Below are 20506 nucleotides of genomic sequence, written 5' to 3'. Positions count from 1 at the left end.
GGGCGGGCTATCCTATTGCCAGCCGGGAACGCCGCGCATGTCGGGCAGATGGTGGGCGATGCCCTTGTGGCAGTCGATGCAGGTCTTTTCCCCCGTGAACAGGAAGCGCTGGTGCGCCACCGAGGCCCGCGGCGACTGCTTGGTGATGTCCATGGAATCGGCGCTGTGGCAGTTGCGGCACTCGAGCGAATCGTTAGCCTTGAAGCGCGCCCATTCATGCGCCGCCAGCTCGAGCCGGTGGTCCAGGAATTTCTCGCGGGTGTCGATCGTGCCGAAGATCTTTCCCCAGACCTCCTTGGAGGCCTGCATCTTGCGCGCGATCTTGTCGGTCCAGTTGTGCGGCACGTGGCAGTCCGGACAGGTCGCGCGCACGCCGGAGCGGTTGCTGAAGTGGATGGTCGACTTCAGCTCGGCGAAGACGTTGTCCTTCATCTCGTGGCAGCCGGTGCAGAACTTCTCGGTGTTGGTCAATTCCAGCGCGGTGTTGAAGCCGCCCCAGAAGATCACGCCGGCCGCAAAGCCCGCCAGCACCAGCACGCCGAGCCCGAACACCGAGCTCGGCCGGATCAGCACCCGCCAGAGCTCGCGCGCGAAATCCCAGCTTCGCGCGACGAAGCCGCGCTTGGCTTTTGCCTCGTCAGCGGTCGTCGTCATCGGCGGCCACCTGGGCTTGCGCGCGACAGCAGCGTGTCGATGTCGGTGAAATCGTTGCTGACGGGCGGGGTCGCGGTGTTCTGCGGCACGTGGCATTCCGTGCAGAAGAAGCGCCGCGGCGAGATCGAGGCCAGGAACTGGCCGTCGCGGTCCATGAAATGCGTGATCGAGACCATCGGCGCCTGCGATTCCGCGGTGCGCGCCCGCGCGTGGCACGACAGGCATTTGTTGCCGTTGAGGTCGACCTGGTAGCCGTCGATCGTGTGCGGGATCACCGGCGGCTGCTCCGGATAGTTGCGCACCTCCCGCTCGGAGGTGTTGCGGTTCGGCAGCATCGGCGGCGCCGGCCCCTCGTCATTGAGCGGGGCCGGGCCGCGCAGGCCCGACGTCACCGTCTGCGCGGTCAGCGAACTCGCGCCCGCGGCGATCGCGACCGCAAGCAATGCGATTCCAAATCGTTTCATCATGACACGTTCACCCGCTCGATGCGCACAGCGCATTTCTTGAAGTCGGTTTGCAGCGAGATCGGATCGGTGGCGTCCAGCGTCACCTTGTTGATCAGCTTGGATTCGTCGAACCACGGCACGAAGACGAGGCCGCGCGGCGGCCGGTCGCGGCCGCGCGTCTCGACGCGGACGCGGATGAAGCCGCGGCGGGACACCACCTTCACCTCGTCGCCGCGCCGGATCTTCGCCTCCTGCGCATCGTCCGGATGCATGAAGCAGACGGCCTCGGGGAAGGCCTTGTAGAGCTCGGGCACGCGGCGCGTCATGGTGCCGGAATGCCAGTGCTCCAGCACGCGGCCGGTCGAGAGCCAGAACGGATATTCGCCGTCGGGCGATTCCGCCGCCGGCTCGTACGGCAGCGCGAAGATGCGCGCCTTGCCGTCCGGATAGCCGTAGAACTGCACGTCGGTGCCCTGCTTGACGTAGGGATCGCTGCCCTCGCGGAAACGCCATCTCGTTTCCTGGCCGTTGACGACAGGCCAGCGTAGGCCGCGCTCTTTGTGATAGGCGTCGAACGGCGCGAGGTCATGGCCGTGGCCGCGGCCGAACGAGGCATATTCCTCGAACAGGCCCTTGTGCACGTAGAAGCCGAACGCCTTGGACTCGTCGTTGAGATAGCCCTGCTCGATGTCGGAGACCGGGAACTTGTCGACCTGGCCGTTCTTGTAGAGCACGTCGAACAGCGTCTTGCCGCGCACCTCCGGCTTCTTGGCGATCAACTCCTCGGGCCAGACCTCCTCGATCTTGAAGCGCTTGGAGAATTCCATGAGCTGCCAGAGATCGGACTTCGACTCGCCCGGGGCAGGGACGAGCTGATGCCAGAACTGCGTCCGCCGCTCGGCATTGCCATAGGCGCCTTCCTTCTCGACCCACATCGCGGTGGGCAGGATCAAGTCGGCCGCGAGTGCGGTGACCGACGGATAGGCATCCGAGACCACGATGAAATTGTCGGGATTGCGGAAGCCCGGATAGGTCTCCTCGTTGGCGTTGGGGCCGGCCTGGAGGTTGTTGTTGACCTGCACCCAGTAGGCGTTGATCAGGCCGTCCTTCAGCATCCGGCTTTGCAGCACGGCATGCGCGCCGGGCTTGTCGGGAATGGTGCCTTCGGGCAGCTGCCAGATGTGTTCGGCCTTGGTGCGGTGTTCCTTGTTGGTGACGACCATGTCCGCGGGCAGGCGGTGCGAGAAGGTGCCGACCTCGCGCGCGGTGCCGCAGGCCGAGGGCTGGCCGGTCAGCGAGAACGGGCTGTTGCCGGGCGAGGAGATCTTTCCGGTCAGAAGATGGATGTTGTAGACGAGGTTGTTGCACCAGACGCCGCGGGTGTGCTGGTTGAAGCCCATGGTCCAGAACGAGACCACCTTGGTCTTGGGATCGGCATAGAGCTCGGCCAGCGCCTCCAGCCGGTTGAGCGGCACGCCGGACATCTCGGCCGCCTTCTCCAGCGTGTACTCCGACACGAACTTGACGTACTCGTCGTAGCTCATGTCCGTGGAGTCGTTGGCCTTCGCCGCGCCCGTCGCCTTCTTCTGCAGCGGATGCTCGGGCCGCAGGCCGTAGCCGATATCGGTCTGGCCGCGCCTGAACACGGTGTGGGCCGCGACGAAGTCCTTGTTGACGCGGCCGGTCTTGATGATGTGGTTGGCGATGGCGTTCAGCAAATAGAGATCGGTCTGCGGCTTGAACACCATGCCGATGTCGGCGAGGTCGAACGAGCGGTGCTCGAAGGTCGAGAGCACGGCGACGCGGACATGCGGCGCGGACAGCCGGCGGTCGGTCAGCCGCGTCCACAGGATGGGGTGCATCTCCGCCATGTTGGAGCCCCACAGCACGAAGGCGTCGGTGGCCTCGATGTCGTCATAGCAGCCGGGCGGCTCGTCGATGCCGAAGGTACGCATCATGCCGGCGACGGCCGAGGCCATGCAGTGCCGCGCGTTGGGGTCGATGTTGTTGGTGCGGAAGCCGCGGTGCTCGACCTGCTCTCCAACGGCCGCTGCGAATTCGGCATGGGCGAGAGCGCCTCGATCACCGAGCTGGAGCCATTCGGCCGCGACATGGAGACCAAGAAGGAGGTGTTCGAGGAGGCCGTAGCCGCGATCTTCCCGATGTTCAGGGACGCGGGCAGCGAGCATCACGGCAAGTATTTCGACATCCCCTTGCGCAATGTGGTGCCGAAGCCGGTGCAGAAGCCGCATCCGCCGCTGTGGATGGCCTGCTCGCAGCTTCCGACCATCGAGCGCGCCGGCCGTCACGGTTTTGGCGCGCTCGGCTTCCAGTTCGTCAGCGCCGACGCGGCTCATGCCTGGGTGCACGCCTATTACAACGCCATGACCAAGCGGCTGCACCTGCTCGCGGACTACGAGATCAACCCGAACATGGCGCTGGTGTCGTTCTTCATGTGCGCGAAGACCGACGAGGAGGCCCGTGCCCGCGCCGACGGCGCCACCTTCTTCCAGTTCGCGCTACGCTTCTATGGCGCCGCGCAGAACCGCCAGCGGCCCGCGCCCTACACCGTCAACATGTGGGACGAGTACAACAAGTGGAAGCGCGACAATCCAGAGGCCCAGGAGGCGGCGCTGCGCGGCGGCCTGATCGGCTCGCCGGAGACGATCCGCAAGAAGCTCAGGCGCTTCCAGAGCTCGCATATCGACCAGGTCATCCTGCTCAACCAGGCCGGCAAGAACAGCCACGAGCACATCTGCGAATCGCTCGAATTGTTCGGCCGCGAGGTGATGCCGGAGTTCCAGAACGATCCCGCCCAGGCCGCCTGGAAGAGGAGCGTCATGGGCGGCGAAATCAAGCTGGAAGAGATCGACACCCAGGCCTTCACCGACCGCTACGGCAAGCTCGCCGTCAACGTCGCCCCGGCGAGAGCGGCGGCCGCGGGATAGGGGGCACGTTTGACGTCGGCCATGCCCTTATTGGCGGGGCGGGGCCTCCGCATGGGGCCAATCGCCCACTCCTGCGCTGCCGCAACCTTTGCTGGTCGATCATCTCATCGAAACCCTTAGGATGCAGACGATCGTTAACCGTATGATGGGTTCAAGATCCTGTTTGCGCGGGAGGATATGCCGGTTGGGACCGCAATAGTCCGTGCTTGATCTCGCTCAAGGGCTCTGTTTGGATATTTTGGTTGGCCAATTCGAATTTCGGGTCATCGTAGTGAAGCTGAGAAATGGATACCGTTGCTCATGACGGCTCGTTCACCGGAAAGCATCGCGACCGTCCACCGCGCTGGCGTCGGCAATCGGTTGCTGGCGGCGTTGCCGCCGGCGGATCTCGGCTTGCTCACGCCCCACTTCCAGAAGGTCTCGTTCGAACCCGATACCGTCCTGGTGCGGTCGGGCGATGAGCTCGACCCGGTTTTCTTTCCCCATAGCGGCGCAATCGCCTTCATGCTCGACATGCCGGACGGGCAAACGGTTGCAACCACGTTGATCGGACGGGAAGGCGCCTTGGCCTCGTTCTCCGCGCTCGGCCCGTCGCTGTCATCGGTGACGGCGGTTGCTCGCGTGGCCGGCACGGCATCGCAGATCTCGGCCGCCAGGTTTCGGGCTGCCTATGCGCGAAGCGAGGCCATCAGGAATGTCGTGCAGGTCCACGTCCGCGCGTTGCTGTTGCAGCCCCAGCACGTCGCGGCCTGCAACGCGCTGCACCTGGTGGATGGCCGCATGGCGCGGTGGCTCCTGCAGCTCCACGACCGCGTTCCCAGCGATCTCCTCCCGGTGACGCAGGAGGCGCTCGCGCAGTTGCTCGGGGTGCGGCGGACGACGGCGGCGCTGACGATGAGCAAGCTGCGCGCGGCCGGCGCCGTCCCGTCCGACCGGCGCGGGTTTGTAGAGATCGACCGGGCGCGGCTCGAGCGCGTTGCATGCGATTGTTATGCGCTGATGCAGGACAAGATCGATCGGATGTATTGCCAGGAATTGGCGGCGCCGCAGCCTGCCCTTGCGCCATTCCCGGAAACAACCGCGGCAGTCAAGGCGCAGATGAGGTCCGCTGCGCCCCGTCAATGAGGACACGCTCTGGACGGTTCGGCGTCTACCACGCCGGAGCGAGCTTGCGCCGTCGCGCCGCGATCTCATGCGGGCTCCCCGCCCTGCTCGATCATGAACGGTGGGCTGCAACTGGGCCAGACCCCGTGCCGATTTACACGCAATCTGCGCCTTTCTGCGGTTTCTTGTGACCGGATGGAATCAGCCCTTCGCGCCAGAGCCCCTCAGGGTGTCCCACGCGGCCCGACTTGCTTGATCGAACGACTTGCGGGACTCCGCCAACGCCGCGCTTAGCACGGACCAGGACTCGCTGCCCGCCTGCTTCAGCTTCTGGAGACGTGCTTCCGCTTGGGACGCGTCAGACTTCAGCTGCTTGAGCGCGGCATCGAGATCGGTGATCCGCGCTCCGGCCACTTTGCCGGCCGCCTCACGGAATCGATTCGCGGCCTCGTGCCACGCCTTGCCCTGCGCCGCTGCGATGTCTTTGAACGTGGCCTGCTGCTGCTCGATCTGCTTGCCGGCGCTCTCAAAATAGGTCTTCATCTGCGCTTCGAAGCCGATCCAGTGCTCTTCGAGATCGGGTTTGGTGCGCGCCCAGGCTGCTTCGCCGGCTTCCGCTTGCGTCTTGAGGTGCGCCTGAAATTTATCCCGCCTCTTTTTGAGATCGACGATGAGCTGCTCTGCCTTCACCTTGGACTCCGCCTTGGCCTCCGTCGCCTTCACCTCAAACGAAGCCAATGCGGCATCCATCTCGTCGATTCGCTCCTTGGCCGAATTGAGGTAAAAATGCATGCTGCTGTGCTCTGACATGACCCATCTCCATTGATTAGCGGATGCGCTGGCGATCATCACATGGCTTCATCGTTCTCGACTTTGAACCTGCGTCAAGCGACTCGTTGCGTCTGCGTCCGAAGCGACGTCATCTCAAGCAGCGACATGAGGAAGGAGCATTGACGTTCCAGATGAAGCTGATTTCTTGCCTATCGCGTCCTTGAGACTGCGGGACGGGTTATCCAACTTGGACGCCGCGTAGAACTCGAGTGGCTCTGCCACCTTGGCATGAGGCGGCAATACGTCCTCGTTGAACGCGTGCTCGCACTTGCGCAGAGCGACGGACATTTTCCGGTCTCCGCCAAGATCAAGTGGCCTGCCATTTCTCATACCATGCTGTAGAGTGCGTCCGCGCACGCCGATATGCTGGACGGCCAGGCCGCTGGATTCGTCGATGTCACCGTCGATTGCGTCTGATGCCATGTCGTGCACTTTCCGTGCTGCGCGCGCGGATCGCCTCACTGCGCGGACAGCCATGAGTCGACCGCCGCAGGCCTACGCCGCCGTCCAGCCGCCATCGATCGCGAGATTGGCGCCGGTGATCTGCGCGGCCTCGTTACTGCACAGAAAAAGTGCGAGCGAAGCCACCTGTTCGACAGTGACAAATTCCTTGGTGGGTTGGGCCGCGAGCAGCACGTCGCTGATGACCTCATCTCTTCTCATCTTGCGTGCATTCATCGTGTTCGGGATCTGCTTTTCCACCAGCGGGGTCCAAACATACCCGGGGCTGATGCAGTTGCACGTGATCTTCGAACGCGCAAGCTCCAGCGCGACGGTCTTGGTCAGGCCGGCGATCCCGTGCTTGGCTGCGACGTAGGCTGACTTGAACGGCGAAGCTACACGCGAATGCGCCGAAGCCGTCGTGATGATCCGGTCCCAGCCACGCTTCTTCATGCCCGGCACCGCCGCACGGATTGCATGGAATGCGGCGGATAGATTGATGGCGATGACCGCATCCCATTTCTCGAGCGGAAACTCTTCGATTGGAGAGACGTGCTGGACGCCGGCATTGTTGACGAGGATATCCACGGCCCCGAACGTCGCTTCACCCAGCGCGATCAGCCCGGCGATTTCGCTTGGCTTCGCCATGTCCGCGGGCGAATAGATCGCCTTGACGGCGAACTCGCGTTCGATTGCCAAGCGCTCCTTCTCGACATCGGCCGCCTCGCCCATTCCGTTTAGCACGATGTTTGCGCCGGCACCCGCGAAGGCACGCGCACATGCGAGGCCGATGCCGCTCGTCGAGCCGGTCACGATCGCAGTTTTGCCCTTAATAACCATCTCAGTCACTTTGCTCCGTGTGTTGCGCCAGCTGGCGAAGCCTCGCGGTTCAGGCGCGCGTTGGTTTTGTGGATTTCCGATCAGATGACCAGACTTCGTTCTGAAGCCCGGAATGGACGCCGCGCTGGCTCTTGCAGATAGTCATGGACCACTCTGCCCAGTCCCAGCGTGAGGTCTGCACGGATGTGAAGCGCCGAGACGATCTCCAGAACGGGCAGATCAGCGACCGGCGCCAAGGCGTGCGGTGTCAGGGAGAGAGCCGCGGGTCCGGTCCAGGCGCCCTTCAACGCGATCTGCTCGAGGCGATATTCAACGAGCTCGCAGATGCGCGGGCTGCCATCGACATGCGGGATGATCTTGAGCAGAAAATTCGGCTCCTCGAGCGCGGCCTTGACCTGGCCAAGATCGGCTTCGCGGTGCTTGTAGCCCATTGTGCCCGTCGCCACCCGCAAGGGCCCGTAGTCGAGCGTACCGATCAGCGTGTCGATCTCGGTCCGCAATGTCGGCTGGCCGAGCTTTTTCGGAAAGCCCCAGAGCTCGCGTCCCCCGGCAATCGGTCCTTCGTCGTTGAGGAACATGCAGTGGTTGTAGCCGCCCGTGTGGCCACGGAACGAGACCGGGATGACCTGGCCGCTTTCCGTGTAGTCGCCGAAGCCATTCGAATCTGGCATGCGGATGAATTCATACTTGACGAGCGGGTTGCGGTCATCGAGTTCCAGCGGTTCGGGCACTACAGCGCGCAGCCTTGCCGGGTCGGTGCGATAGGTGATGATCAGGTACTCGCGATCCACAAACCGGTAAGGGCCCGGCGGATAGGCCGGGCTGGTGAGCGGCATCGCAAAGGCGCGCTTGCGCACATCGTTCTCACGCATGGGGGTCTCCGTGCATCAAATCAGCGCTCTATTCACGGCCATCATGCTCTAGATCGAACGTGAAAACGCCGTCCGGGGTGACCGGGCGTGCGAGCACCTCGGGATGACGCAAGGTGCGAAGCGCATCGTGGTAGCCGGCGCGCCAATGGTCTTGCATCGAAAGGCGGGAGAACTCGTAGTCCTTGGAGTGGCCTTCGTGGTTGCGCGCCCGATAGATCAGGTGAACGATGTTGTAGACGTTGGGAGACACCGCGGTGTTCAGGAGCTTCACATCCTCGTGCTCCCTGAGTTCTTCGGGAATCCGGTCCAGGAGCGTCGTGAGCGCACGTCGCAGGCGCTGCACGTGCTTGAACTGGTCGGTGCTCGCGCGCGTGCGACTGGAATATTGAATTTCCTTCTGACGCGTGACGACCTCGGGCAGATTGCCCGGAAGCTGCCCCTTCGCGCTCCAGAGATCGACCTGAAACGCCAACATGTCCTGCGGCACACCCCCATCGATCACCCATTGCAGCGGCGTATTGGAGACAAGGCCGCCGTCCCAGTAATGCTCGCCCTCGATCTCCACGGCGGGAAAGCCCGGTGGCAGCGCGCCGCTTGCCATGATGTGCTCTGGGCGAATCGTGTGGGTGCTGTTGTCGAAATAGACGAAATTGCCCGTTCTCACGTTGACTGCTCCTGCACTGAACCGCGTCATCCCCGCGTTGATGCGATCGAAGTCAATCAGGCGCTCCAGCGTGCTCTTCAACGCGACGGTGTCGTAGAAGCTGGTTGCTTCGGTCGTGCCGCCGGCGTGGAGCCATGGCAGGAGGGGGCGCGCGGAGAAGAACCCGTTTGCGCCGCATGCCGCGGCAAGGCCCGCGCTCATCTGGTTGAGGATATTGCGCGCATTCTCGCTGCGCGCATCGAGAAATGGGTTTCCGGCCCAGTCCCAAGGTGCAGTCGAAGTTACCCGCGTCCAGAAATCGCGCAGCCGATCAACACGTGACTCGGCCGGGTTGCCCGCGATGATCGCGGCATTGATCGCGCCGATGGAAATGCCGGCAACCCAATCGGGGTGGATGCCAGCTTCCGCCAGCGCCTCGTACACCCCCGCCTGGTAGGCGCCGAGAGCGCCGCCGCCTTGCAACAGCAGGGCTATGCAATCGAATGGCAGCCGCCGTTGGGTGGCCGGCAGGTGTGTGCAACTCACGAGATCGTGCTTCAGTGGCGCGCTGTCACGTTCGTGGCTAGCGCTGAGTTGACCGCTGTCCGACCTTGGGTGGCTCGAGCATCACTTCCTTCAGGTGATCGCCGGTAGCGATGACGACCACGAAGTTGAGCTTGCCATCCTGTTTCATCAACCCGCCAGCGAGCGCCTGTCCGTCCGCCGCGCTTTCCGCGACCCGCACCGCGTCCGACAACTCCTGCTTGATCCACTTCAGGGCTATGATGTTGGCGAGATCCGCGCGATCGAGCTCCTTGAGCGATGACGCGATCTCCCTTTGCGATACCCTTCCGGTGTTCGCATCTATGACATTCTCAAAGACCCGCTCGTTCTTGATCGTGCGCACGCGGTAGACCGGCGGACCGGATATCTCGAAGCTGATGTCTGCGGTCCTCGACCCATCGTGCAGACCCTCCGCAATCGCCATGGCCTGTCCGATCGGGACCTTCGTGGTGTGGAACTGCTCCAACACGCGGCGAATGGCCGCCTCCTCGACGTTGCCCTGCGCGGTCGCGCTTTGCTGTTCGGCGTCGGTAGGGACCTGCGTGACGCCGGCCAGAGCACCGGTGCCGGCGAGGGCCGCGGAACAAACGATGAGGGCAAACAGCTGCTTCTTTGGCATCGCGCATAATCCTGTGGTGTTCTTCATGATCGGTGGTCTAGTTCGGCACGACGGCGTACCGGCTGATCTGGAAGCCCGGATGCCGAGCAGATCGCCACAACTTTCGAGGCCGCGCCGGAGCGAGCTTGTGCCGTCGCGCCGCGATCCGATGCGGGCTCCCCCGCCCTGCTTGGTCACGAACGGCGGGCTGTAACTGGGCCAGGCTCTCGCGAACGCGTAGATCGGCCGCCGCCGGGTTGCCGTCATCGTCGCGCACAACGGGGCCGCCGACTTCAGTTTCGGGCAACTGCGGTGGAGCCTGGGCGATATCGTGCTCGGCGGGCGCGGGACGCAGTCCGAACCCGCTGGTGTCGATGACGGCCGCTTCGGGGCCCCTCCGCTCCGAGTGGATCCGGATCGGCGGCAACGCAGAATGCTGCTCCGTGAGCCGGCTCGGCGAAGGTGCGGGCAACACCCAGTCGGCCGCCAGAAGCAGCAGGAGCAGCGCCCCTCCAGCGGAGAGAAAATACGCCCGCAGGGGCAGCTCGGGCTCGACGGCGGCGCTCGCACGTCGCGACAGGACAGACTTCCTGCTCACGGCCTGTTCCCAGACATGAAATGATTCCGTCTCGTTTTCAGAAGCTCGTGGGCCGCGGGTGCCGGCACGCGCGTTCGGCGTCGAGATAGCCGCGCTCGTCGAGCCATTCGATCGGGCAATAGGCCATCGCCTTCGGGTCGATCACGTGCCCGTCGCGCTTGAGGGCCGCACGCGTGCCGGTGCGTCCGCTCCAGACCGAAGAGCCGGTGGCCGGCTCCACGTCCATGACGTCGAACACTTCGATGAAGTTGAGCATGTCGAACGTCCAGGATGCTCACGCGGCGGGCGGGGAAGGGGGCTCGACGCCTTCAAGCGCGACGCCTCTGCGGACGAGTTCGGATTCGATCGCGTCGAAGATGGACTCGACCGGCGCGAGCCACACCGTGACCCAGCAGATGATGCAATCGCGAGCAAGCAACAGCCCTGACGTCATGCGCGGCCCCTCCGGCTGGCCGCATGCCGCACCGGCGCGGGTTCGCCGACGGCGAGCGCGTGCACCCAGGCGAGCACCGAAATGGTGAGACCCAGCAGCAGGCTCACGCCCACGAGCGACACGGCCACCATCAGATTGAGCGAGGCGACGGCAATCCCGGGCCAGGGATTTTCCCGCACGAGCGCCAGGAACAGGCTTGACATCTTCGGTCTCCTAAATAAACTACACCGTATATTTCATATACAGCGCGGATCGCGGGATGTGTCAAGAGCCGGGACTCACAAGCCCGTGTTCGTCCTGGCCGGGCGAGGGGACTTCGGAGTGAGGCCGAGGTTTCCTTTGAAAGCGGATGCCTCAACTTGAGAAAGGATTCGATATGTTCAAGAACCGGTTGGTGCTCGCACTCCTGGTGCTCGTTGCGTCGGGCGCCGCTGCGTTCGCGCAGGAGGACCGCGGCACGGCTGAGCAGAGAGCGGCGTGCACGTCTGACGCGTTTCGCCTGTGCGCCGGCTACATCCCCGATCCCACCAATGTGGAAGCTTGTCTCAGGCAAAGAAAGTCGGACCTGAGCGAAGCCTGCAGAGCCGTGTTCGACCATGCAGCCGCTGCGGCTTCGGTCAGGACCGTCGGGTCGCACCGATAGCGCGGCGCAAGGAATGAGGAACGATCGTATGAATACGATATATGCGCCTGCTTTCGCCGCGTTCGGAGGCTCGGCCTTCGGAGCGATTTCCACGATCGTGACGGGATGGATGTCCCGGCGCCGCAGACTCCGCGAGCGCCATCAGGCGCACGCGGTGTCGAAGCGCGAGAAGCTCTATCGCAGCTTCATTGAGGAGGCGTCCCGACTTTACGCGGACGCGCTCACCAGCGACAAATCCGAGATCCCGGCATTGGTGAACTTGTATGCGCTTATCGGGCGCATGCGGATTCTGTCCGAGGATGAGGTGGTCCATGCCGCAGAGCGGGCTGGCCGGCTGATCATCGAGACCTACCTTGCCCCGAACACCCCGTTCGTCGACCTGCCGGGCTTCCTGGAGGAGATGGATCCGTTGCGTGAATTCGGCGAAGCCTGCCGGCGTGAGATGCACGCGATTCCGTTGCGTTGAGGCCGAGCATGCTGAAGGCGCAGACGACCCGCCAGACTGGATTGTCCTGCACGCGTGAACGAATCGTGCAGGCTGCAATCCGCTTGTACCGGGAGATCGGGTACCGGAAAACCACGGTTGCCGACGTCGCTCGCGACGCTTCAATGTCCCCCGCAAATCTCTACCGGTTCTATCCCTCCCGCCGGGCGCTCGAGGAGGCCGTCGTGACGGAGCTGCTCGACGAGGTGTTGGCGGCGGCCGCAAGTGCAGCGCGAAGCGGCCGCTCGGGCCTGGAGCGCCTGAATGCAACGTTTGGCGCGATCTCCCGGCTGCATGAAGACCGGCTGGCAAACGATGTCCGCTTGCACGAACTGGTGGTGGCCGCAGGACAGGCGAACTGGCTGGCCAGCCTGTCTCATGCGGATCGGCTTCGTGGTGTCGTGCGGTCGATCATCGCGGCGGGGCAGGTGAGCGGGGAGTTCCGCGGCGGGAGCCCGATGGCGCTCGCCTGCTGCCTGCTGGACGCGATGGATGCTTACCTCAACCCCTCCCGTGTCAAGGCGACCGCCCTTCGGCCAACGTTCGACGAGATGATGCGCTTTTGCGCGGGGGCGCTTTGCAACGCCGCGTTCGCTGGCCCGGCGCCCCATCAACTCATCAACGTTCAGGCCAGTATGCGCTACAAACCCGCCTGTTAAACCCGACGCTCGATTGGCTCACGGCGTCCAGTCTGCCTCACAGGCCGCAAGGAAGAAGCCGACGCGTTCGCGCATGAAGGACGGCAGCTCCCGTCTCAGCTCCTTCGGTGTTTCCCCGACCAGCGAGCGAAACAGCATCGGCAGCAGGATCAGATCCAGGAAGATCTGAGCGGTGGCAAGGCTTCGCTTGCCGCCGAAGGGCCCCTTTGGAGCGCGCGCCAGCTTCTGCGTCGCTTCATTCAAGAGTTGGGAAACGGCGTTGACGGAGCGATCGCGCGCGGCGTCGTGGACGTTGCGGCTCAACTCGGGAAAACGCTGCGCTTCAGCAATCGTGGCGCGAACCATGCCCAACGATTCCTCGATGAGCTTTTCCACGATGGTGGTGCCGAGGTTCGAGAGCTTGTCATGAAGGGTGCGGCCCTCGGGCTCGACGCCTTCGAAATCCGTCAGCCTGCTGATGGTGCGGGCCACCACCGCCGCGAACAGCGCCTCCTTGCCGGGGAAGTGCGCGTAGATGGTTGGCTTGCTCGCCGGCGCCAGCTCGGAAATGTCGTCGATGCTGGCACTGCGATAGCCCTTCTCGAGAAAAAGCTGCTGGGCTGCGTCAAGGATCCGGACCTGGACGTCGCCGGCAAGGTCTTTGGTCGGTCTGCCCCGTTTCGGGGTGCTCTTCTTGGTCATCCGTCGATCCTCCAGTCACGAGTCTGTGCGCGCGCAGATCGCACTTGACATGGCGGGCCGGAAAAGGCAACAGAAAGAAAATATACGGTATAGTTTATTTAATCGCCGCGACGTCCATCAGGACCCGCGGCGGCACCTCCCGGACAGTCGAAGCCGCAAACCTGTGTGCATTGGCCTTGCGACCGTCCGGTCGACCTCAGGAGAGAGCGAATATGTCGTGCCCCGACCCGGACCGCCCACAACACGGCATCCTGCTGCGCGAGTTGCATCACAGGGTCGATAAGGGGATCGCCTCGGCGATCGATCTGGTCTCGGCGGCGGTCATCCGCGCCGACGGAGCGGAAGCAAAGGCCGCCCTGAGCGACGTCGTGGAGCTGCTGCACGGACATGCGGAGCTGCATCGGGCGCTGGCCATGCCGGACGGCGATGTCCTCAACGATGCCGCGACTTACATTCGCCGACTGGGCTGCGCCATGCACCAATCCTTTCTGGATCGAATGGGGATCCGGCTGACGCTCACCACCGAGTCTCTCCCGCTTCAGCCCGAGCGGTGCGGACGGCTTGGCTGATCGTCCACGACCTCATCGTCAACGCAGCGAAGCATGCGTACTTCGACGCGCGCTCCGGCGAGATCAAGGTCAAGCTGTCGCGCATCGGCTCGGTCGCGAACTGCGTGGTGCTGGACAACGGCTCGCGGCCGGCGCGGGCCTTGGGCCGGGAGTTCGAGATCAGCAATGACCTTGCGAAAGGGCTCGGCGGACGGATCGAGCACGGCTTCGCTGCCGAGTTCACATCCGTCGTGGTCGCGTTTCACCTGAGCGAGCGGGAGCGGCAGGCAAGCTGGTCGATGGCGGCGCGCCGCATGAGGCGGCCGCGCCGGCTGAAGACCAACGCGTCCGTGACGCCCGGCTCGGGCGCCGGCCTCCCGGATCAGATCGAGCGTCCGGCCGCGATGCGCGCGGATCCAGATTCACTGCGAGCGCGCCCGAACGAACGGGCCACGCTGAGCAGGGGCCCGGACGTCCTGGGCAATCTCCTGTCACCCTCTCACCGTACGGACGCGCTATGAACCCGCGTTATTCGAACCTCTCCAAAATCGGTCGAACCGAGCGCTTGCTGAGGCCTCTCGGCGGCCTGGCCCTCGCACTTGTTGCTGCCGCGCTCGGCGGCTGCGACGATCACGCTGCCAGTCCTTCCGCGCGCGCCGCTGTCGTGCGCACGGAAATCGTGCAGCCGAGGGATCGGCAATCCTCGCTTACCCTGACCGGTGAGGTGCAGGCCCGCTTTCGGGCGGATCTGTCGTTCCGCGTCAGCGGGCGTGTCCTCGCGCGCTATGTCGATGTCGGGACCCACGTGAGGGCCGGCGAAGTGCTGGCCATTCTCGACCCGGCCGAGCAGGAGGCCGATGTCGATGCCGCCACCGCGGCCGTTCTCGCCGCAGAATCCCAGCTGCGTGTGGCAAAGGCGACTTACGATCGGCAGAAGGCGCTGATCGCAAGCGGCTTCACCACGCGCACGGCCTACGACCAGGCGCAGGAAGGGTTGCGAACCACGGAAGGTGCGCTTGAAGCGGCAAGAGCGCAGCTCGGAACCGCGAAGGACGTGCTCGGCTATACCGCGCTGCGAGCCGAAGCCGACGGCGTCGTCACCGCACGCAGTGTGGAAACCGGTCAGGTCGTACAGGCAGCCCAAGCGGTATTTTCGCTGGCGCAAGACGGGGACCGGGACGTCGTCTTTGACGTCTATGAGTCCATTTTCCTCGGTGCTGCCGACGGAAGCAGCGTTTCGTTGGTGCTGATCTCGGATGCGACCGTGACGGCAGGCGGTCAGGTTCGGGAGGTCTCGCCGGCGGTCGACGCGAGGAGCGCGACCATTCGGGTCAAGGTGGCGATCAACGACCCGCCTGCCGCAATGACGCTTGGAAGCGCCGTCGCGGGAACTGTGAGAGTGAAGACCGAGCCGCAAATCGCATTGCCCTGGCGCGCATTGATGGCGGCGGGCACCAGCCCTGCGGTCTGGACCGTCGATCCGGCAACGCGGACCGCCTCGCTGAAGCCGGTGACGGTCGGTGGCTACGAGGCCGGAGAAGTGTTGATCAAGGCAGGTCTGGATCCGGGCGAGCGCGTCGTCGTCGATGGCGGCAAGCTTTTGAGCGTGGGCCAGCCCGTGACCTATGAAGGAGACCCCTCATGACGGGCCGCACAACGATCGTGGCGGGCACGCTTGCATGCGCGCTCGCGCTTGCCGGATGCCAGCAGGAGACGAAGGCGCCCGAGGCCGTGCGGCCCGTCCAGTCGCTGCTTCTCGCAGCGGACCACGCGGACGATGCCGTTGCGGTGGGCGTTATCGAACCGCGCTACAAAACCAATCTCGGCTTCCGCGTGCTGGGACGTCTGATCACGCGTCCCGTCTACGTCGGTGACCTCGTGACTGAAGGACAGACGGTTGGCACGATCGACTCGACCGCCCTTGAGCTCGCCGTTCGCGCGGCCAAAGGCCAGCTTGCCAAGGCCGAGGCGCAGTTCGCGACCGCTCGCGCGACGGAGGAACGGCAGCGAACGCTCATCACCACCGATGCAACCACGAAGCAGGCGCTCGATAACGCCGAGCAGGCGCGTGCCGGCGCCGAAGCGACGGTTGCGCGCGAACAGGCCAATCTGACCAAGGCGGTCGAGCAGCTCGGCTATTCGCAGATCAAGGCCGACTTCGCCGGTGTGGTCACCGCAGTCGGTGCGGACGTCGGCCAGGTGGTGTCCCCCGGCCAAAGCGTGGTGACGATCGCAAGGCCCGATATTCGCGAAGCGGTCGTCGATATCGGGCCGGACTATCCGCTGCCGCTGGAGGTCGGTCTGCCGTTCATGGTCAGCCTGCAGCTCCTGCCGGCGGTTCAAGTGGAAGGCACCGTTCGCGAGATTGCGCCGCAAGCCGATCCGGCAACACGCCTGCGGCGGGTCCGCATTGCGCTCAGCAATCCGCCTGACAGCTTCCGGCTCGGCGCGACTGTCACGGCAAAGCTCGGCAGGCAGCAAGGCCCGGTTCTCTGGCTGCCTGCGTCGGCGCTGCTCGCCAAGGATGGCGCCAATTTCGTCTGGATCGTCAATCAGCCCGCCAGCACGGTGTCGCTGCAAAAGATCGATGTGGCGGCTGGCCAAACCGGGGCGCGCGTCACCGGTGGACTTGCTGCTGGCGCACGCGTCGTCACCGCCGGGGTCCACAGTCTCAAGCAAGGACAGCACGTCCGTATCGAACAGGATCAGCAGCCATGAAGTCGTTCAATCTCTCCGACTGGGCGCTCGGTCATCGCTCGCTCGTCTGGTATTTCATGATCGCCTTCATGGCGGCGGGACTTTTTGCCTATCTTCAGCTGGGACGGCAGGAAGATCCCGACTTCACCATCAAGACCATGGTCGTCCAGGCGCAGTGGCCGGGTGCGTCACCCGAGGAGATGACGCGCCAGATCACCAACCGGATCGAGAAGAAGCTCGAGGAGCTGGAATCGCTCGATTACACCAAGAGTGTGACGGTTGCGGGTCAGACCACCGTCTTCGTCTATCTGCGCGACAGCACCAAGGCTGCCGACGTGAAGCCGACCTGGATTCGTGTTCGCAACATGATCGCGGACATCAAGGGCGACTTCCCGCAAGGGGTGATCGGGCCCGGCTTCAACGATCGCTTCGGCGACGTGTTCGGCAACATCTATGCCTTCACCAGCGACGGCCTGAGCCAACGTCAGCTGCGCGATCATGTGGAGGACATCCGTGCCAAGGTCCTGACCGTGCCCGATGTCGGCAAGGTGGACATCCTGGGCGCACAGGACGAGGTGATCTATCTCGAGTTCTCCACCCGCAAGATCGCGGCCCTTGGCCTCGACGTTCACGCGATTATGAGCTCCTTGCAGGGGCAGAATGCGGTTGCCCCATCCGGCGTATTCCAGGAGGGGCCCGAGCGGATCAGCGTACGCGTGAACGGCCAGTTCACGTCGGAGGCAAGTCTGAAGGCGGTCAATCTGCGCATCAACGATCGCTTCTTTCCCCTGACCGACGTCGCAACCATCACGCGCGGTTATGCCGATCCGGCCAGGACCTTGTTCAGGTACAACGGCGAGCCGGCGATCGCGCTTGCCATCGGCATGAAGTCCGGCGCGAATCTGCTGCATTTCGGCGAGGCGCTGAAGGAGGAGATGTCGAGAATTACCGCCGACTTGCCGGTCGGCGTCGGCGTTCACCTCGTCGCCGATCAGCCCGTCGTTGTCGAGCATGCCGTGTCCGGCTTTACCGAGGCGCTGTTCGAGGCCGTGATCATCGTTCTCGGCATCAGCTTTCTCAGCCTGGGCATGCGCGCCGGCCTTGTCGTCGCGATCGCGATTCCGCTGGTTCTCGCCATCACCTTCGTCGTGATGGCCTATGCCGGCATTTCGTTGCAGCGAATTTCGCTTGGCGCCCTGATCATCGCGCTCGGCCTGCTGGTCGATGACGCCATGATTGCCGTCGAGATGATGGTCGCGCGGCTCGAGGTCGGCGATCCCCTGGAAAAGGCGGCGACGCACGTCTACACCTCGACCGCCTTTCCCATGCTGACCGGAACGCTGGTGACCGTGGCCGGCTTCATTCCGATCGGGCTCAATAACAGCAATGCAGGCGAGTTCACCTTCACGCTGTTCGTGGTCATCGCCGTCTCCCTGATCGTCTCGTGGATCGTGGCGGTGCTGTTCACGCCGTTGCTCGGCGTCACCATCCTGCCTGCCAGGATGAAGGGCCATCACGAGCAGAAGGGGCGCGTAGCGCAGTTGTTCACGCGTCTCCTGCTCGTCTGCATGCATCGCCGCTGGACGACGATTGGCGTTACTGTCGCCGCCTTTCTGCTGGCGCTGTTCGGCATGAATTTCGTGCAGCAGCAGTTCTTCCCGTCTTCGGATCGCGCCGAGCTCGTGATCGACTGGAATCTGCCGCAGAACGCATCCATTGCCGATACCAACTCGCAGATGGCGCGCTTCGAGCGCGAACAGCTCCAGGGCAGCAATTCGGTCGACCACTGGTCGTCCTATGTCGGCACCGGCTCGCCGCGCTTCGTCCTGTCCTTCGACGTGCAGACCGCCAACACCTGGTTCGGCCAGATGGTGGTCGTGACCAGGGGCGGCATCAAGGCGCGCGACCAGGTCAAGGCGCAGTTCGAGGACTACCTGAGGAAGACGTTCCCCGGCACCGATACCTACGTCAAGCTGCTCGAGGTCGGCCCCCCGGTGGGGCGTCCCGTGCAGTTTCGCTTGAGCGGGCCCGACATCGCGAAGGTGCGAGACCTCGCGCAGAAGCTCGCCGGTATCGTGCGGAGCAGCCCCGATCTCGGCAATGTCGTGTTCGACTGGATGGAGCCGGCCCGCGTCGTCAAGGTGGACGTTCTCCAGGACAAGGCGCGGCAGCTCGGCGTCACCTCGGAGGACATTGCCTCCACCTTGAACTCCGTGCTCGAGGGCACGCCGATTACCCAGGTGCGCGACAGCATCTATCTCGTCAGCGTCACGGGACGTGCGACGGCGGCTGAACGTGCCTCCATCGACACCCTGCGCGACCTGCAATTGACCGCGCTCGGCGGCCAGGCCGTGCCGCTCGGTGCGGTGGCCAATTTGCGTTACGAGCTCGAGCAGCCGACGATCTGGCGGCGCGCGCGGATCCCGACCATCACGTTGAAGGCCGGCATCGTGGGCAACGCGCAGCCAAAGACCGTCGTGGATCAGCTCGCGCCGAAAGTCGCGGAGTTCACCAAGACGCTGCCGGCGGGCTATTCGGTGCACATCGGCGGGTCCGTCGAGGAGAGCGCCAAGAGCCAGGCGCCGATCGTCGCCGTCGTTCCGCTCATGCTGTTCGTCATGGCCACGGTGCTGATGATCCAGCTGCAGAGCTTCCATCGCCTGTTTCTGGTGTTCGCGGTCGCGCCGCTGGCCGTCATCGGTGTCGTCATGGCGCTGCTGCCGAGCGGTGCTCCGCTCGGCTTCGTCGCCATCCTCGGCGTGCTCGCCCTGATCGGCATCCTCGTCCGAAATTCGGTGATCCTGATCGTGCAGATCTAGGATCTCAGGAAGGAGGGGCGACCGGCCTGGGACGCAGTGGTGGAAGCGACCGAGCATCGTATGCGGCCAATTCTGCTGACGGCGGCCGCGGCAAGCCTCGCGCTGATTCCGATCGCGCGCGAGATTTTCTGGGGGCCGATGGCCTACGCGATGATGGGCGGCATCATCGTCGGCACGCTGCTGACGCTGCTGTTCCTGCCGGCGCTGTATGTGGCCTGGTTCCTCATTCACCCCGATCACAACGATAACTCATCCATGCACGAGCCCGCAGCGCCTGCGCACGACATTTCGCCGGAGCCGGTCCCCGCGGCCACGCCGGTGCCGGTTCTCGAACCACAGATTTAACAAGGGAAAGTACAATGCTTCGCAACACAGGTCTGATGCTGTCCATCGGTGCGGCACTTGCAACGGTGACGTTGACGTCAAATCCGGCGTCCGCGCAATTCCCGCCGCCGCCGCCCATGGCGGGGCCTCCGCCGATAGCAGCCGGAGGTCCTCCGGCCTTCGCGGCTCGTCCGCCAATCGGACCTGGCGGTGTGCCACATGCCGGCCTCGGCGGCCCGGCGCCTCGCCTCGGTGCTGGAGCTGCGCCGCGCGAGGCTCTCGCTGGAAGCGGGCGCGGCAGCCCGGCGGTGGCGAACGCCGCTCGCGCCACATCCGTCACCTACAACCGCTTCGGAGGCTACGGCCGCTACGGTGGAGCCCGGTACGGCTATCGCGCCGCGTATGCGGCCAGCGCCTACGCCGGAGCCGCTGCCGGCTACGCCTATGGCGGCTCGCGCTATTCCTCTGACAGTGACTGCTACTACGTTTACAGACGTTACCGGCGCGTGATGGTGTGCGAATAGACCGCACACCGACCGCTACGGCGAGCTCGCCATCAACGCCGCCCCGGCGAAGGCGGCGGCGGGGTAGGGCGTGTACTCCCCCAATCCCTTGTTGCACGCGTTTTTTGCCGCCGAGTTTCCGCCAGCGTAATGGCGCCGCTAGCCACCAGGACAAT

At 64.3% G+C, this 20506-nt stretch carries 23 protein-coding genes and 2 pseudogenes; 11 read left to right on the top strand and 14 right to left on the bottom strand.

Features of this window, described 5'->3' with window-relative positions:
• Positions 1-12: 12 nt before the first annotated feature.
• The 3 genes and pseudogenes from ACFLEY_RS40575 to napA all read right to left on the bottom strand — a co-directional run.
• Positions 13-654, bottom strand: coding sequence for a NapC/NirT family cytochrome c (locus tag ACFLEY_RS40575; protein ID WP_396604415.1), 642 nt, complete (start codon positions 652-654; stop codon positions 13-15).
• Complete coding sequence (locus tag ACFLEY_RS40570) at positions 651-1121, bottom strand: nitrate reductase cytochrome c-type subunit (protein WP_028173083.1); 471 nt, start codon at positions 1119-1121, stop codon at positions 651-653. Before ACFLEY_RS40570 ends, ACFLEY_RS40575 begins: the two co-directional genes overlap by 4 nt.
• Positions 1118-3121 (bottom strand): annotated as a pseudogene (gene napA, locus ACFLEY_RS40565) (nitrate reductase catalytic subunit NapA); the annotation flags it as partial. The pseudogene napA and the gene ACFLEY_RS40570, both read right to left, overlap by 4 nt.
• On the opposite strand from napA, the gene ACFLEY_RS40560 reads away from it, so the two are divergent.
• Both ACFLEY_RS40560 and ACFLEY_RS40555 read left to right on the top strand, forming a co-directional pair.
• A complete protein-coding gene (locus tag ACFLEY_RS40560; RefSeq protein ID WP_396604414.1) occupies positions 3083-4048 on the top strand; it encodes an LLM class flavin-dependent oxidoreductase in 966 nt (321 codons plus the stop codon). The pseudogene napA and the gene ACFLEY_RS40560 overlap by 39 nt on opposite strands.
• Positions 4049-4348: 300 nt before the next feature.
• Complete coding sequence (locus ACFLEY_RS40555) at positions 4349-5173, top strand: Crp/Fnr family transcriptional regulator (protein ID WP_060910304.1); 825 nt, start codon at positions 4349-4351, stop codon at positions 5171-5173.
• A 180-nt stretch (positions 5174-5353) separates the two neighbouring features.
• Here ACFLEY_RS40555 and ACFLEY_RS40550 read toward each other — a convergent pair whose 3' ends face one another.
• The 10 genes from ACFLEY_RS40550 to ACFLEY_RS40505 form a co-directional block, all read right to left on the bottom strand.
• On the bottom strand, positions 5354-5962 hold the full coding sequence (locus tag ACFLEY_RS40550; RefSeq protein ID WP_060910305.1) for a hypothetical protein: 609 nt from the start codon (positions 5960-5962) through the stop codon (positions 5354-5356).
• 114 nt (positions 5963-6076) lie between these two features.
• The gene (locus tag ACFLEY_RS40545) at positions 6077-6406 is read right to left on the bottom strand and encodes a hypothetical protein (protein ID WP_028173090.1); all 330 of its coding nucleotides are present in this window, start codon (positions 6404-6406) and stop codon (positions 6077-6079) included.
• Positions 6407-6478: 72 nt separating this feature from the next.
• Positions 6479-7264, bottom strand: coding sequence for a 3-hydroxybutyrate dehydrogenase (locus ACFLEY_RS40540; protein WP_060910306.1), 786 nt, complete (start codon positions 7262-7264; stop codon positions 6479-6481).
• 80 nt (positions 7265-7344) lie between these two features.
• Entirely contained in the window at positions 7345-8136 is a 792-nt protein-coding gene (locus tag ACFLEY_RS40535) for an acetoacetate decarboxylase (protein ID WP_060910307.1), read from the bottom strand.
• 28 nt (positions 8137-8164) lie between these two features.
• Entirely contained in the window at positions 8165-9325 is a 1161-nt protein-coding gene (locus tag ACFLEY_RS40530) for a DUF3734 domain-containing protein (RefSeq protein WP_396604413.1), read from the bottom strand.
• Between the two features lie 37 nt (positions 9326-9362).
• Positions 9363-9962: a PepSY domain-containing protein gene (locus tag ACFLEY_RS40525; protein WP_060910308.1), complete on the bottom strand. Its 600-nt coding sequence runs from the start codon at positions 9960-9962 to the stop codon at positions 9363-9365.
• A 37-nt stretch (positions 9963-9999) separates the two neighbouring features.
• Complete coding sequence (locus tag ACFLEY_RS40520) at positions 10000-10539, bottom strand: hypothetical protein (RefSeq protein WP_211434037.1); 540 nt, start codon at positions 10537-10539, stop codon at positions 10000-10002.
• Positions 10540-10576: 37 nt separating this feature from the next.
• Positions 10577-10795, bottom strand: a complete 219-nt coding sequence (locus ACFLEY_RS40515; RefSeq protein ID WP_028173096.1) for a hypothetical protein — start codon at positions 10793-10795, stop codon at positions 10577-10579.
• Positions 10796-10813: 18 nt separating this feature from the next.
• The gene (locus ACFLEY_RS40510; RefSeq protein WP_165448173.1) at positions 10814-10972 is read right to left on the bottom strand and encodes a hypothetical protein; all 159 of its coding nucleotides are present in this window, start codon (positions 10970-10972) and stop codon (positions 10814-10816) included.
• Positions 10969-11175 carry a hypothetical protein gene (locus ACFLEY_RS40505; RefSeq protein ID WP_028173097.1) on the bottom strand — a complete coding sequence of 69 codons (207 nt, stop codon included), beginning with the start codon at positions 11173-11175 and terminating at the stop codon, positions 10969-10971. The genes ACFLEY_RS40510 and ACFLEY_RS40505 overlap by 4 nt, the downstream gene beginning before the upstream one ends.
• Before the next feature lie 173 nt (positions 11176-11348).
• Between ACFLEY_RS40505 and ACFLEY_RS40500 the strand changes: the two genes are divergently transcribed.
• Genes ACFLEY_RS40500 through ACFLEY_RS40490 form a run of 3 tightly spaced genes read left to right on the top strand, consistent with a single transcriptional unit; the run spans position 11349 to position 12758 of the window.
• The gene (locus tag ACFLEY_RS40500; protein ID WP_039187265.1) at positions 11349-11615 is read left to right on the top strand and encodes a hypothetical protein; all 267 of its coding nucleotides are present in this window, start codon (positions 11349-11351) and stop codon (positions 11613-11615) included.
• Between the two features lie 28 nt (positions 11616-11643).
• Positions 11644-12081 (top strand): hypothetical protein, encoded by a 438-nt coding sequence (locus tag ACFLEY_RS40495; protein ID WP_049832451.1) that lies wholly within the window; start codon positions 11644-11646, stop codon positions 12079-12081.
• An 8-nt stretch (positions 12082-12089) separates the two neighbouring features.
• Positions 12090-12758: a TetR/AcrR family transcriptional regulator gene (locus ACFLEY_RS40490; protein ID WP_060910310.1), complete on the top strand. Its 669-nt coding sequence runs from the start codon at positions 12090-12092 to the stop codon at positions 12756-12758.
• Between the two features lie 18 nt (positions 12759-12776).
• Here the strand turns inward: ACFLEY_RS40490 and ACFLEY_RS40485 are convergent, their stop codons facing one another.
• Positions 12777-13439, bottom strand: a complete 663-nt coding sequence (locus ACFLEY_RS40485) for a TetR/AcrR family transcriptional regulator (protein WP_060910311.1) — start codon at positions 13437-13439, stop codon at positions 12777-12779.
• Between the two features lie 212 nt (positions 13440-13651).
• On the opposite strand from ACFLEY_RS40485, the gene ACFLEY_RS40480 reads away from it, so the two are divergent.
• The 6 genes and pseudogenes from ACFLEY_RS40480 (at position 13652) to ACFLEY_RS40455 (ending at position 20351) form a co-directional block, all read left to right on the top strand.
• Positions 13652-14008 (top strand): hypothetical protein, encoded by a 357-nt coding sequence (locus tag ACFLEY_RS40480; RefSeq protein ID WP_249163227.1) that lies wholly within the window; start codon positions 13652-13654, stop codon positions 14006-14008.
• Positions 13990-14508 carry a hypothetical protein gene (locus ACFLEY_RS40475; protein WP_249163228.1) on the top strand — a complete coding sequence of 173 codons (519 nt, stop codon included), beginning with the start codon at positions 13990-13992 and terminating at the stop codon, positions 14506-14508. Before ACFLEY_RS40480 ends, ACFLEY_RS40475 begins: the two co-directional genes overlap by 19 nt.
• Entirely contained in the window at positions 14505-15632 is a 1128-nt protein-coding gene (locus ACFLEY_RS40470) for an efflux RND transporter periplasmic adaptor subunit (RefSeq protein ID WP_060910312.1), read from the top strand. Before ACFLEY_RS40475 ends, ACFLEY_RS40470 begins: the two co-directional genes overlap by 4 nt.
• Positions 15629-16705, top strand: a complete 1077-nt coding sequence (locus ACFLEY_RS40465) for an efflux RND transporter periplasmic adaptor subunit (RefSeq protein ID WP_060910313.1) — start codon at positions 15629-15631, stop codon at positions 16703-16705. The genes ACFLEY_RS40470 and ACFLEY_RS40465 overlap by 4 nt, the downstream gene beginning before the upstream one ends.
• Positions 16702-19848, top strand: a pseudogene (locus tag ACFLEY_RS40460) (efflux RND transporter permease subunit). The gene ACFLEY_RS40465 and the pseudogene ACFLEY_RS40460 overlap by 4 nt, the downstream one beginning before the upstream one ends.
• A gap of 14 nt (positions 19849-19862) precedes the next feature.
• Positions 19863-20351: a hypothetical protein gene (locus tag ACFLEY_RS40455; protein ID WP_060910314.1), complete on the top strand. Its 489-nt coding sequence runs from the start codon at positions 19863-19865 to the stop codon at positions 20349-20351.
• Positions 20352-20506 lie beyond the last annotated feature (155 nt).

It is taken from the genome of Bradyrhizobium sp. YCK136 (assembly GCF_044570075.1).
Classification (GTDB): domain Bacteria; phylum Pseudomonadota; class Alphaproteobacteria; order Rhizobiales; family Xanthobacteraceae; genus Bradyrhizobium; species Bradyrhizobium diazoefficiens.
Note: the sequence above shows the minus strand (reverse complement) of the source record. Positions and strands in the feature narration are given on the sequence as shown.